Consider the following 12,444-nt stretch of genomic DNA (forward strand, 5'->3'; position numbering starts at 1 on the left):
TCCGTGAAAGGTTTGGGTTCGAACCACCGTCGAACACGGCATTCCGTCGTCCCGACACGATATCGTCGGCAGCCGCCGGGAGCCAGCGTTGCCCGTGCCTAGCGGGTGTGGTCACTGTCACCGGCGGCAGCAGGCGGGGGATGACCGGGGCCGTGATGGTGCTTGGCATCCTCCTTGTCCTGCAGCGCGCCGCGCAGCTGATCGACGTTCTCGCGCAGGATGTCGGCCACCAGTTCGTCGGTGCGCGGGTCGGCCAGCACCTCGTGCGCGAGGCTCAAGCCGGCATCGATGACGCTGGCGACGATGTCGTTGTAGAACGGCAGCCGGCTCAGCGTCTTGGTGCGCGGGTTCTGCTTCAGCTTCTCGGCAATCATCGCCCGCAGCTCGCGATCGTTCTCCTCCAGCGCCCGGGCAATGTTGCGGGTGTAGGTGCCCTTCTTCAGCACGTCCGACACTTCGGCCAGCACGGCGAGGGTGATCATGCCGCCGATCGCCCGCATGATCGCGTCCTTGAAGCGATTGACCAGGCGGTAGGTGAATTCGTCGCCCAGCGCGCGGTCGGCGGCCATGCCGAAGCGCGACAGCAGGATCACGATGCGGATGACGCGGAACAGCCGGAAGCCGCGCAGCGCGGGCTCCGACACCGGAATCATGCCGAGCACTTCGTACCAGTTGCGCGCGAGGTAGCCGCGGGTCCAGCCGACGGCCTGCCAGCGCCACAGGAATTCGGCGGCGAAGATCGCGCAGATCGCGTAGTCGGCGCGGATCAGCAGGCGACTCTGTTCCGGCGTCACATTGCCCCAGGTCTCGTAGCTCAACAGGCCGATCGAGATCAGCGCAAGGATCAGCAGCAGCCAGTCGAGCAGCGGCACGCGCGCCATCATGCCGGGCGCGGGCGGGGCCGGTGCGGCGGAGGATTCCGGGGTGCGATCGGTCATCGGGAGCGAAGGGTTCGGAGCAGGCGGGCGGACCTGACGAGTGTATGCAAGCGCCTGCCGGAATTCGCCTGCCGCAGCCGTTGCGGCCATGCACGGCGAGATGCGGCACGGCACCGTGCCTTGACAGCCGGCAGCGCGCGCCACGAAATGCCGGCATGAACACCGAAACGCCGCTGTGGATCACGCATCCCGCCTGCACGCTGCACGAGATGGGGCCGTCGCATCCGGAATCGATCGCGCGTCTGCATGCGATTCAGGACCGGATGATCGCCAGCGGCCTGCTGCCGATGTTCCGGCCGCTGACCGCGCCGTTGGCGCCGCGCGAGGCGCTGGTGCGCGTGCATGACGAGCGCCTCGTCGATGCGCTGCTGGCGGCCAAGCCGACCGAGGGCTACATCCGCGTCGATCCCGACACGGCGCTGAACGCGCACAGCTCGGAAGCGGCGCAGGCGGCGGCCGGTGCCGTGATGCTGGCGGTCGACGAGGTGCTGGCCGGCCGCGCGCATTTCGCGTTCTGCGCGGTGCGGCCGCCCGGTCATCACGCCGAGCGTCGTCGGGCGATGGGCTTCTGCCTGTTCGACAGCATCGCCGTCGGCGCGGCGCACGCACTGGCCTGCGGGCTGGCGCGCGTCGCGATCCTCGATTTCGACGTGCACTACGGCAACGGCACCTCGAACATCTTCCGCGACGACCCGCGGGTGATGGTCTGCAACACCTATCAGGACCCGTTCTACCCCGGCTGGGTCAGCGATCCGGACCGCCCGCACATCGTCGATGCGCCGCTGAAGCGCGGCGACGGCAGCGCCGAATTCCGGGCAGCGGTCACTTCGCGCTGGCTGCCGGCGCTCGAAGCGTTCGAGCCGCAGCTGATCCTCGTGTCTGCCGGCTTCGATGCCCATGCCGCCGATCCGCTGGCCGGGTTGCAGCTCGGTTACGCCGACTACGCCTGGATCGGCGACCAGATTCGCGGCTGGGGCGAGCGCTGGAGTCAGGGCCGCGTCGTGGCATCGCTCGAAGGCGGCTACGACCTGCATGCGCTGGCCCGCTCGGTCGAGGAATTCGTCAGAGCGTCCGCGTTCTGAGCCATTCGCGGGCGATAGTGCCCGGACATCGAAAGATCAGGAAAATTTGATTTCCCGGCGACGCGTCGGGTCCTTAATGTCGCGGTATCGGCGAAGGAATCGCCAGACAAGGATGTTCAACGTGCCGCACCAGCCGATTGCCTGGAGTTTTCGCCGCAACCTGTCCCGTCTGTGTGTCGCCGAGCCCGAAGCCGCCGGTGGCCTCGCCGCCGCGACCGATCGCGGTGCCGAACCCGATCCACGGCGCAGCGAACGCCAGACCCGGGCCGAGCCGGCCGCCCATGCCGGCGAACGACACCTGCCGCGCGGCCGCTGAGCTGCAGCCGCGCCTCGCTCGATGATCGATCCGCCGTCACGCCGCGGCGTGACCGCATGAGCCGGCGGCGCGTGCCTCAGGCCTGTTCCAGCGCCGCCTTGCGCTTGCTCAGCAGCAGGACACCGACCAGTACCGCCAGCGTCAGCGCGAAGCCGATTTCGGTCAGCAGATCGTTGCGCAGGGTGCGTTCGAGGAACCAGAACGCGCCGGCCAGAAACACGAAGCTGCCCAGCGCCAGGTGCACGCGCGGATACCACGGACGGCGGGCGAGGGCGGCCAGCACCGGCACCACGGCGCAGACCAGCAGCAGCTGGAAGAACTCGATGCCGACATTGAAGCTCAGCAGGCCGATCAGGTTCAGCTTGCTGTCGGCGCCGACGCTTTCAGCCAGCGCGCCGGCAAAGCCGAAGCCGTGGATCAGGCCGAAACCGAATGCCAGCACCGGACCATGCTTCGCGCGCCGGGTCCTGAGCGCGACGATGCCGACATAGGCGATCGTCGCCGCGATCAGCGCCTCCACCCAGTTCGGCGGCGGCGTCACCAGCCCCTGCGAGGCCAGACCCAGCGTGATGCTGTGCGCCACGGTGAACGCGGTGACCGTGAACGCGAGTTGCTTCAGGTTGCCGGACAGCAGCACCAGCCCGAGCAGGAAGATCAGGTGATCCCAGCCGATCGCGATGTGATGCACGCCGAGCTTGAAGAATGACCAGACCGTCGGGCTCTGCCGGGTCTGCTCCGGTTGCGCGGCACCGCTGCGCGCGCCGATTTCGAGGACCACCGGGGGGGCGGCCGCCGGCGCATCAGCCGCCGCCAGCGCCACTTGCGCCGTCGCCGAGGTGATCGCCGGCGGGCCTTCGGCACGCGGCGTGAAATCGGTCATCGACTTCGTGCGGCTGATCGCCGGCACATCGGACGACACGATCCGGACGCCGGCTGCCGCACTGATCGAAACCTCGCGCCAGCCCAGCCGCTCCGGATTGCCATCGCGATAGGCCAGTGCGACGGCAGCGTCGGTCAGCGCCAGCGGCGCCTTCATTTTCGCCAGCAGCCGCAGCGTCGTCAGGCCGGATTGGCCGGGCGAGAGCGCCCAGCTCTGACTTTCCAGTTCCAACGAAAGCGGCTGGCCACCGACCTCGACCACGATCTTGCCCGGCACATCCTTGGCCCAGCGTTCGGCATAGGTCGCCCATTCGCCATCGGCGATCTCGCCGTTGCCGTCGGTATCGGCTTCGGAGCCGGCTTCCAGCGTCGGGATCTCGGCCAGATCCAGCAGGTAGTCGAGATGCACCTGATCCGGCGCCACCACGATCGCCGCCTCGCGGTTGAACGCGTTCTGGCCAAGCGGGTGGGCGTGGGCCGTGCCGAAGCCGGCCACGGCAAGGGCTGCGCTGGTGGCAAGCGCCCGGAGCAGGCGATGGCTGGGGCAGAGGGTCATCGGAATTCTCGAACGTCGGATCAGGGCTTCGGCTTGCCAGCGTTCAGCGAGGTGGTGGTTCCGGCCTTCAGCTTCTCGAGCGCGTTTTCGCCCAGCGGCTCGCCGGCCGCCAGCGCGGCGTCGTACACGTTCTTGTAGATCGCCTTGCTTTCGCTGTTCGGACGAATCTCCAGATCGACCGCCGCATACTTCGCCGCGGCGTCGAAATCACCCTTGGCCATCTTCAGGATCGCCAGCGGGCGTACATAGCCGTAGAAACCGGTGTTGTAGGACCACTCGTAGAACTTCTCGGCGGCGCGGCGCAGCTGTTTCGCTTCCTTTACGTCGCCGCGGCGTTCGCGCAAGTCGGCCAGTTTCACCTGATAGTCCGCGTTCGGCCATTCGGTTTCGATCAAGGCGCGAAGCAGGTCCTCGGCGTCCTGATCGCGGCCTTCATATTGGGCGATGTCCGACAGGCCTGCCCGGGCTTGCGCGAAGGTCGGTTCCAGATTCACCGCTTCGTTGTAGTACTGCTTGGCAACCGCCAGCTTGCCGAGCTTGGACTGCACGTCGCCCTGCACGGAATAGACATAGGCCAGACGCAGGCGTGGCAGCGGCTTCGGGAACCGCGCCTCCGGCGCCCGCTTCAGCAGTTCCGAGGCCTGTTCCAGGTCACCGGAAATCTCGGCCCAATAGGCGAGGCCGATGAAATTGTTGGGGACGCGGGGTTCGTCGGAAACCAGCTTGCGCAGATAGATCTCGCCAGCGTTCAGATCGCCTGCCTGCACGGCTGCTTCGCCCGCGATCGCCATCAGGCCCGTTTCGTTCTGGTACTTGCGCAGCGCCTTCTCGGCCACGGCGCGGGCTTCGACGAAACGGTGCTGTGCCGCCAGCAGTTTGGCACGCGCCGCGAACAGTTCCGGAATGGCGGTGGCGCCGTCTTCGGTGCGGGTGCGGGTCGCAATCAGCGACTCCGATGAGTCGATCACCGCCATCGCATTGGCGAAGTCGCGCCCGTCAGCCGTGACTTTCGCGCGGTTCAGCATGGCTTCGACCAGCGTCACCGCGTAGTCGAGGTCCGTGCGCCGCTGCGAGCCCTGCTGCTGCACAAGATCGATCTGGTGATCGAAGTACTTCAGTTTCTTGACGCCGGCGGCATTGATGTACGGCAGCCGCTCATTGCCACCTTGCAGGAAGTACCAGGCCGCGCCGGCGAGGCCGATCATGGCCACGACGCCAACGGCGAGCCATCGGAACTTGCGCTTTTCAACAGCCATCATGTGTCTCCACCCGCAGGGCGGGTTTGCTTCGAATTCGGGAAAGATGCCGCGACGCGGCACCGCAAATGAAAATGGCGGGAAGAGTACGAAACTCTCCCCGCCACTGTGTCACGCAACTTGTCTCGATGAAACGGTCAGACCAGCGACGTTGCCCTGTTGCCGGCCTGCCGTTTCTCGGTCCGACGCCCGATTACGGGTTGGTCGGGCCGAAGCCGTTGTCGCCAGCTTCGCCGTGCAGCGGGTTGAAGCCGATGTACGGGAACGTGTTGCGGAGGTGCTGCTGTTCGCTGTTCTGCGTCGCGACGTTGGCAACATCGCCAGCCGGCTCGATCCAGTCGGTGCCCTGCAGCACCAGGAACACGCGGCTGTCTTCGCACGGGGTCAGCACGTTCAGGCTCAGACGGCCGAGCAGGCCATCCGACTCACCCGGACGCAGCAGACCAGCGACGCCACCGTTGATGAGGTTGCCGATCAGGCCGCCGTTCAGGATGCCACCGGCGACGTTCAGCTCTTCGCAGTTCACAGCGCGGCGAGCAAAGCCGTTCGGGAACGCAGCGCTCGGCGGCGTCCAGCGCGGACCGGAACCCGGAACCACGTTGGCGATGCCCGGCAGAACCAGCGTGTCCGGGAACTTCACGTCAGCCGTTTCACGCGTGATGCGAATCACGATGTCGGTGACGTCGTCCGCCGGACGGCGGCCGTTCTGGAGACCCCACTGGTGCAGAGCCAGCGTCGGCGAGTTGTTGTTCGCCGCGGCGGCGCCCGGACGGGCAGCGCCCGGAGCCGAGTCGAACGTCGTGTTGAGGTTGATGCGCAGGTAGTCCGGCAGCGCCAGCTGAGCCTGGAGGCGACGGTTCTGGTTCTGGCTGAGGCTTGCGAACTGGCCCTGGTACAGCGGCACGCCGTTGATGCCGAAGCTGTTGAAGCCCAGGACGGTCAGGATCGCCTGACGGGCCTGAACGGTGTTGCCACCGCCGATCAGCAGGTTCGACAGACCACCCAGCAGACCGCCGAGCAGACCACCACCGCTGTTGTTGGCGCCAGCCGGCGTCGGGGTCAGGAAGTCGAGGTACATACGATCCCACAGGCGGAAGTCATGTTCCGGACCCGTTGCGTTGTGCAGGTCCTTCAGCGTTGCGGTGCTGATCGGGTTGCTGCTGGCCGGGACGGTGACGCCGGTGCCTTCGAAGTCAGCCGGGACGAGGTGCGGATACACGCCGTTCGGGTACTGCGCGCTGACCTGCAGCATCGGCTGCTGGAACACGAAGACCGTCGCGGTGATCTGCTGGCCCATGCGCTCGAACTGGTGCCACGGACCGGTGGCGGTCTGCTGGTAGCCATTGAACGCGGTGGAAGCCGGACGCGACACGGTGCCCCAGGTGCCAATCAGGTTGCCGTTGATGGCGCCGCCGAGGCTCTGATCCGGGATGCCCGGGCCACGGAGGAGCGAACCCGGAATCGAAACGGCGAACAGCGAGCCGTTGAAGCCGCCGAAGGTGTCGATGCCCGAACGGCCGTTGAGCTGGACCGGACGGCCGCGCAGACCGCCGATGATGTCACCGGTGATGCCGCGGAACAGATCCTGCGTGTGGTTCGGCTGGTTGTCCGAGCCGGTGGTGAACGCCGCCGGAGCGGTCATGCCGGTACGCAGCGACTGCACCGTGCGCGAACGGGCGTTGGCGTTGAGGCCAATGCGGAGAATGGCCTGCGTGGCGTCGGTGATGAACGAGTCATCGGCGATGCCGGCGTAGCACTTCACTGTGCCGTTGTCGAAGATGTAGTTGTCCTGCACGTCCGTGCCGAGACGAGCCGCATTCGGGCTCGAAGCCGAGCTGGTCGCAGCGCCGGTGAAGGCAGTCGGCTGGCCGTTCGTGGTGAACGGAGCGTTCAGCGGCTGGGCGCAGAGGTTGGTGACGCCCGGGGCGCCTTCGACCAGACGAGTGGTGATCGCCGAGCCGGTGGCCGGGCCGAGCAGCACGCGGTACGGCTGGTTGGGAGCGCGGTTCGACACGCCAGCGAATTCGACCTGCATCACGAGGTCGGCAGCCGGGCCGTTGGCCTGGTTGTTGTCGATCTGGATCTGGTACAGGAACGGAGCCGAGAAGCGATACGAGGTAGTCAGACCCGGCGTCGCGAACGGGTTGACCATGCCGGCCAGAATGATGTTGCCGGGACGATCCGGGTCCGGCCAGCCGAACGCGTCGGTGTAGTCGCCTTCGATTTCCGAGTCGACGGCGAAGGAGTCGCGGTGGTCGGCGCCCATGGCGGCCGGCGCGAAAGCGCCAACGGCCAGGAACGCTGCGCCAGCGGCGAGCATCCAGTTCTTGCTATTCATCTTGAGTGTCATGTGTGACTCCGATTGATTTCTGTTCTTCGCCGAGATCCGGCGAAGTCCAACCCCCATGCCCTGTCCCTGTGCTGACCTCAAATCATCCCCACATCCCGAGGACCGCACCGGCCAAGCTGGGTCACCGCTTTTCCAATCCTTGATTACTGCGTTGCACCACGAGCGGCAGTCTTTCACCGCTGGACGGCAATGTAATTAACGTCCGTCAGGGCAGGAATTGATCAGAATCAAGAGTAGTTTGAAAATACCCGCTCGATTTGTTGCGGGTTTTCAGGCACTTAACTTGCAGGAGTGACGCCGATCAAGCTGGAATACGGCGTCGATCGGTGCGCTGGATCACGGTCGCCAGATTGTGGATTTGTGACGATTTGCTCGTTTTTGCGGTGCAGCACGAACAAATCAATTCGGACACGGTTTCATGTCGCCCTTTGCAGGGCGCGCCAACGGCCACGCGGGCTGGTATCGTTTGCATGTTGGTGATGCAGATTTCCAGTCGACTGAGGGTCTGCCAGCGGACAACGATGCACATGCCGAGCGCGCCGTCAGAGCCCGCCGCAATCCCGGACGGTAATCCTTCTTCCTCCCCCACCGTTTCCCGAGCCGTCGCGTCCCCCTCAGTCGGGGTCGTGGCCAAGTGCTTGTTTTAGGACGGCTTTCGGAAAGAATCGTGACTGGGTGAACATTGTTCCGCGAACAAGCGCGAAACCAGACTTGAAGTTTGGTGAACAATGCTATTCAAATGTCGGAATGTGGCGCGGGCTTTGCTGAGTGTTTCGGGCCTGCAGCCGACAGTGAGTTCAGGGAGGCAGCCTGGGAAGCGAAGATGCAGTTTTTCGGGCACCCGCCCGGGAAGCGGCAGAAGGCCTCCCAATTTTGAAGAATGCAGAACGTGCGGGTGTCTGCTGGCTGCAACGTGCAGTTGGCAGACTTGACGCATGCATCGGGTGGATCAGTACGCAGGGTCGTCTGGAGTGGCGGCCGTTCGATGCATTTACGGGGAAAGGGGACGTACCAGAATGAGCAAAGTGGAAGAGGTGCACGCCACCCGCGTGTCGACCAGTCCGTGTTTCGGGCTGTTTGATTCGACGCCGGCGCTGGCTTACGCGGAAGGCACGATCCTGTTCAAGCAGGGTGCCAACGCACGGGATGTCTATCTGCTGGAACAGGGCCTCGTGAAGGTGATCTTCCTCGACCCTGGCGGCGAAGAAGTGATCACCCACCTGTGCAGCGCGCCCGGCACGCTGATTGGCGATTCCTGCGCCGTGCTGGGCAAGCATTTCGTCTCGGCGGCCGTGGTGACCCGCAACACGCGGATGCGACGCGTGGCGTCGGCGAGCTTCGTCGAACTGATCCGCACCAATGCCGAGATGTCGTGGCAGCTGCACAAGGCGCATTGCGCGCAGCACTCGGAACTGCTGGACCGCTCGGCCCAGCTCGGTTACCTGTCGGTCCGCCAGCGCGTCGAACAGCTGATCTGGAATCTGGCCGGCGCCTGCGAACTGGTGCCGACCAGCAAGGGCTTCCGGATGCAGCTGCCGCTGAAGTATCGCGAGCTGGCGCAGCTGATCACGGTGTCGCCGGAGCATCTGTGCCGCGTGCTCGGCACGATCGAGAAGGAAGGCCTGATCCGTCGCGAGAAGGGCTGGCTGTACCTGATCGAGCGCGACAAGCGCTACCACCGCCGCGGCGACTGATCGCCCGATGGCGGTCGCGAACCCGCTGCCGATCAGAGTCGATCGGTGGCGGGGAGCCGGCGCGACGGCTGTCGAACCGGCATCCGCGTCAAGACGAACAGCTGACCTCGATCTGCCGCGCTTCGGGCGGCGGCTCCGCCGCGTAGGCCTCGTGTTCGGGCTGCTCGTCGAACGGCCGCGACAGCAGCGTGAACAGATGCTCGACCTCGCGGGCATCGCCGGCCTCGGCGCGTTCGATGGCGCGCTGCGCGAGGTGATTGCGCAGCACGTATTTCGGATTGACCGCGTTCATCCGCGCGGCGCGTTCGCCATCGACACTGCCTTCGGCGCGCAGGCGGGCCTGATAGTCCGGCAGCCAGGCATCGAATGCGGCGATGTCGGCAATCTCGTCACGCACGAGATCGGCCGACGAACCTTCCGCCGATGACACCGCGGACAGATGCCGCCAGCTGCGCGTGAAATCGGCGCGACTGCCCTGCAGCAGGCTCAGCCAGCGGTTGATCAGGCCCTCGTCGCCATCCTGCGCGGTCTGCAGCCCGAGCTTGCCGCGCCACGCCGCAATCATCGCCTCGCCGTAGGCGCGGGCATAGCCATCGGCAATCGGCTGGGCGATTTCGACGGCGGCCTTCGGCTCGCTGGCGAGCAACGGCAGGCAGGCCTGCAACATTTTGGTGCAGTTCCATTGGCCGATGACCGGCTGCCGATCCCAGGCATAGCGACCGCCTTCGTCGGAATGGTTGCAGATGTGATGGCTGTCGAAGGCGTCGAGGAAGCCGAACGGGCCGTAGTCGATGGTCAGGCCCAGTGCGGAGAAGTTGTCGGTGTTCATCACGCCATGGCAGAAGCCAACGGCCTGCCATTGCGCCATCAGCCGCGCGGTACGGCTGACGACCTCGGTCAGCCATGCCGCGTAGCGATCCGGCCTGTCGGCGAATTCCGGGAAATGCCGTTCGATGACGTGATCGGCCAGCGGCTGCAGCCGTTCTGGCTCGCCGCGGTAGTACCAGAACTCGAAATGTCCGAAGCGGACAAAACTGGGCGCAACCCGACAGACCACGGCGGCGGTCTCGATGGTTTCGCGCCGCACCGGCTGCGGCGAGCCGATCAGCGCCAGCGCCCGCGTCGTCGGAATGCCGAGCGCGTGCATCGCTTCCGAACACAGGTATTCGCGGATCGACGAGCGCAGCACGGCCCGGCCGTCGGCATGGCGCGAGTACGGCGTCGGGCCGGCACCTTTGAGCTGGATTTCATGGCCGCGGCCGGCGCGGTCGTCGATTTCCGCAATCAGCAGCGCCCGGCCATCGCCGAGCTGCGGCACGAACTGGCCGAACTGATGCCCGGCGTAGACCGAAGCACGCGGCTCGAAGCCGGGCCACGGCGCGTTGCCGGCCAGGATCGAGGCGAATTCCGGCGTGGCACGGTCTTCCGGGCCGATGCCCAGTGATTCGGCGAGCGCGACGTTCAGGTGCAGCAGCGTCGGCGTCGGCAGCGGCCGGGTCGGGTAGGCAGTGGAGTACGGATCGCCCAGCGCGGCGAAGCGGGGCGTGGTAACGGGCAGGGTCATCGGGATTCGGGGTCGGCGGCATCGCTGCCGACGATCAGACGTGCGGCGCGGCTGTAGCTCAGGTAGTTGAAGAACCATTGTGTCGCGACCAGCATGCGGTTGCGCGCGCCGATCAGGAAATAGACGTGGGCGATACCCCACAGCCACCACGCGACGAGCCCCTTCATCCGGACGAAGCCGAAGTCGATCACGGCCGAATGCCGGCCGATGGTCGCCAGATTGCCGAAATCGCGGTAACGGAACGCTTGGGCGGCCGGCTTGCCGGCCAGCGCGGCACGGATCGCCTTCGCCACGAAATGGCCCTGCTGCTTCGCGGCCGGCGCCACGCCGGGCACCGGCTTGCCGTCCTGCACGACAGCGGCGGTATCGCCGATCACGAAGATGTTCGGCTGGCCGGGCACGGTCAGATTCGGTGCCACCTGCACGCGGCCGGCACGATCGGCCGCCACGCCGAGCCAGCGCGCCGCCGGCGATGCGGCCACGCCGGCCGCCCACAGCACGGTGGCGCAGTCCAGCGCGCTGCCGTCGCCGAAGCGCAGGCCGTCGGCATCGCAGCCGGTGACCTTGGTGTTCAGCATCACGTCGACCCCCTTCTTCTGCAGTTCCGCCAGCGCGAACGCCGACAGCTCGGGCGGGAACGACAGCAGCACGCGATCCGCGCCTTCCACCAGCACGACGCGGACTTCGCGGGTGTCGATCGCGCGAAAGTCGTGCGCCAGCACTTTCTTCGACAGCTCGGCGATCGCGCCGGCCAGCTCGACACCGGTGGGACCGGCACCGACGATGGCGAACGTCATCAGCTTGCGGCGCGCGATCGGGTCGTCGGTGTTCTCGGCGTGTTCCAGCGCCAGCAGCAGGCGCCGACGGATCAGTGTGGCGTCGTCGACACGCTTGAGACCCGGTGCGTGACGCGCCCAGTGGTCATTGCCGAAGTAGGTGTGGGTCGCGCCGGTCGCCAGAATCAGCCAGTCGTACGGCAGGCTGCGGCCGTCATCGAGCCGGACTTCGCGCGCGTCGGTGTCGATGCCGACGACTTCGCCAAGCAGCACACGGGCGTTCTTCTGCCGGCTCAGGATGCCGCGCACCGGCCAGGCGACATCCGACGGATTCAGGCCGGCGGTCGCAACCTGATACAGAAGTGGTTGAAAAAGATGGAAATTCCGGCGATCGACGACGGTCAGGTCGATCGCCAGGCCATCCAGCGCGCGAGCGGCGGTGAGGCCGCCAAAACCAGCGCCGACGATCACGATGCGAGGCAGGGAAGTCATGGTCAGTCTCTCGAAGAATCGATCGGGCGTGTCCGGTTCACGGCTGGCCTGAGCATCGCGCACAATCGGCGGCCCATCCCACTGACACTCCCACGCCCATGGACCAGCAACTTCGGGACCGTCTCGACGCCGCCGTGCTTCGCCGCCTGCTTGCCCATCTCGACGACCGCAAGGATGTCCAGAACATCGACCTGATGAACCTGGCTGGCTTCTGCCGCAATTGCCTGTCGAAGTGGTACGCGGCCGCCGCGAAGGACCTCGGCGAGCCGGTCAGCGACGATGCCGCGCGCGAACGCGTCTACGGGATGCCGTACGGCGAGTGGAAGCGGCTTTATCAGAAGGACGCGAGCCCGGCGCAGCAGGCGGCTTTCGAGGCCGCGAAGCCTGCGGGCTGACGCTGCAGAAAAAAACGCTCGCGGCGACCACGCCCCGGTGCGGAGGAGGTGGGCGGGACCGCCGCGAGCGTCGACCTGCGAAAGCGTCGAACGAGCGTCACGCTGCAGCCTGGGGACGTCCGGGTCGGGGGCGGAAACCGATTGCT

11 protein-coding genes are annotated in these 12,444 nt (G+C 66.3%); 4 read left to right on the plus strand and 7 right to left on the minus strand.

The window, feature by feature from the left end; genetic code table 11:
• Positions 1 to 98: 98 nt before the first annotated feature.
• Complete coding sequence (locus tag QZ951_RS05615) at positions 99 to 938, minus strand: ion transporter (RefSeq protein WP_292999444.1); 840 nt, start codon at positions 936 to 938, stop codon at positions 99 to 101.
• A gap of 155 nt (positions 939 to 1,093) precedes the next feature.
• On the opposite strand from QZ951_RS05615, the gene QZ951_RS05620 reads away from it, so the two are divergent.
• Together QZ951_RS05620 and QZ951_RS05625 are read left to right on the plus strand one after the other, a co-directional pair.
• Positions 1,094 to 2,020 (plus strand): histone deacetylase family protein, encoded by a 927-nt coding sequence (locus QZ951_RS05620; protein WP_292999446.1) that lies wholly within the window; start codon positions 1,094 to 1,096, stop codon positions 2,018 to 2,020.
• A gap of 112 nt (positions 2,021 to 2,132) precedes the next feature.
• Positions 2,133 to 2,336: a hypothetical protein gene (locus QZ951_RS05625; protein WP_292999448.1), complete on the plus strand. Its 204-nt coding sequence runs from the start codon at positions 2,133 to 2,135 to the stop codon at positions 2,334 to 2,336.
• A 76-nt stretch (positions 2,337 to 2,412) separates the two neighbouring features.
• Here QZ951_RS05625 and QZ951_RS05630 read toward each other — a convergent pair whose 3' ends face one another.
• The 4 genes from QZ951_RS05630 to QZ951_RS05645 form a co-directional block, all read right to left on the minus strand.
• Positions 2,413 to 3,771, minus strand: a complete 1,359-nt coding sequence (locus QZ951_RS05630; RefSeq protein ID WP_292999450.1) for a HupE/UreJ family protein — start codon at positions 3,769 to 3,771, stop codon at positions 2,413 to 2,415.
• Between the two features lie 20 nt (positions 3,772 to 3,791).
• A complete protein-coding gene (locus tag QZ951_RS05635) occupies positions 3,792 to 5,027 on the minus strand; it encodes a hypothetical protein (protein ID WP_292999452.1) in 1,236 nt (411 codons plus the stop codon).
• A 193-nt stretch (positions 5,028 to 5,220) separates the two neighbouring features.
• Positions 5,221 to 7,377, minus strand: a complete 2,157-nt coding sequence (locus QZ951_RS05640; RefSeq protein WP_292999454.1) for a DUF4331 family protein — start codon at positions 7,375 to 7,377, stop codon at positions 5,221 to 5,223.
• Positions 7,378 to 7,678: 301 nt separating this feature from the next.
• On the minus strand, positions 7,679 to 8,011 hold the full coding sequence (locus tag QZ951_RS05645; RefSeq protein WP_292999456.1) for a hypothetical protein: 333 nt from the start codon (positions 8,009 to 8,011) through the stop codon (positions 7,679 to 7,681).
• Positions 8,012 to 8,393: 382 nt separating this feature from the next.
• On the opposite strand from QZ951_RS05645, the gene QZ951_RS05650 reads away from it, so the two are divergent.
• Positions 8,394 to 9,071 carry a Crp/Fnr family transcriptional regulator gene (locus QZ951_RS05650; protein ID WP_292999458.1) on the plus strand — a complete coding sequence of 226 codons (678 nt, stop codon included), beginning with the start codon at positions 8,394 to 8,396 and terminating at the stop codon, positions 9,069 to 9,071.
• Positions 9,072 to 9,159: 88 nt separating this feature from the next.
• Here the strand turns inward: QZ951_RS05650 and QZ951_RS05655 are convergent, their stop codons facing one another.
• Together QZ951_RS05655 and QZ951_RS05660 are read right to left on the minus strand one after the other, a co-directional pair.
• On the minus strand, positions 9,160 to 10,635 hold the full coding sequence (locus QZ951_RS05655; protein ID WP_292999460.1) for a YdiU family protein: 1,476 nt from the start codon (positions 10,633 to 10,635) through the stop codon (positions 9,160 to 9,162).
• Entirely contained in the window at positions 10,632 to 11,903 is a 1,272-nt protein-coding gene (locus QZ951_RS05660) for an NAD(P)/FAD-dependent oxidoreductase (protein WP_292999462.1), read from the minus strand. The genes QZ951_RS05655 and QZ951_RS05660 overlap by 4 nt, the downstream gene beginning before the upstream one ends.
• Positions 11,904 to 12,001: 98 nt before the next feature.
• Here QZ951_RS05660 and QZ951_RS05665 point away from each other — a divergent pair, with 98 nt between their 5' ends.
• Positions 12,002 to 12,298 (plus strand): DUF1244 domain-containing protein, encoded by a 297-nt coding sequence (locus tag QZ951_RS05665; RefSeq protein ID WP_292999463.1) that lies wholly within the window; start codon positions 12,002 to 12,004, stop codon positions 12,296 to 12,298.
• The last annotated feature ends 146 nt before the right edge of the window (positions 12,299 to 12,444 follow it).

The sequence above is a fragment of the Nevskia sp. genome, from assembly GCF_021732705.1.
GTDB lineage: Bacteria > Pseudomonadota > Gammaproteobacteria > Nevskiales > Nevskiaceae > Nevskia.

Coding starts and splice junctions, on each gene's coding strand:
- QZ951_RS05660 (WP_292999462.1), bottom strand. CDS start 11,903: ATGACTTCCCTGCCTCGCATCGTGATCGTCGGCGCTGGTTTTGGCGGC.
- QZ951_RS05615 (WP_292999444.1), bottom strand. CDS start 938: ATGACCGATCGCACCCCGGAATCCTCCGCCGCACCGGCCCCGCCCGCG.
- QZ951_RS05650 (WP_292999458.1), top strand. CDS start 8,394: ATGAGCAAAGTGGAAGAGGTGCACGCCACCCGCGTGTCGACCAGTCCG.
- QZ951_RS05635 (WP_292999452.1), bottom strand. CDS start 5,027: ATGGCTGTTGAAAAGCGCAAGTTCCGATGGCTCGCCGTTGGCGTCGTG.
- QZ951_RS05630 (WP_292999450.1), bottom strand. CDS start 3,771: ATGACCCTCTGCCCCAGCCATCGCCTGCTCCGGGCGCTTGCCACCAGC.
- QZ951_RS05620 (WP_292999446.1), top strand. CDS start 1,094: ATGAACACCGAAACGCCGCTGTGGATCACGCATCCCGCCTGCACGCTG.
- QZ951_RS05665 (WP_292999463.1), top strand. CDS start 12,002: ATGGACCAGCAACTTCGGGACCGTCTCGACGCCGCCGTGCTTCGCCGC.
- QZ951_RS05655 (WP_292999460.1), bottom strand. CDS start 10,635: ATGACCCTGCCCGTTACCACGCCCCGCTTCGCCGCGCTGGGCGATCCG.
- QZ951_RS05625 (WP_292999448.1), top strand. CDS start 2,133: ATGTTCAACGTGCCGCACCAGCCGATTGCCTGGAGTTTTCGCCGCAAC.
- QZ951_RS05640 (WP_292999454.1), bottom strand. CDS start 7,377: ATGACACTCAAGATGAATAGCAAGAACTGGATGCTCGCCGCTGGCGCA.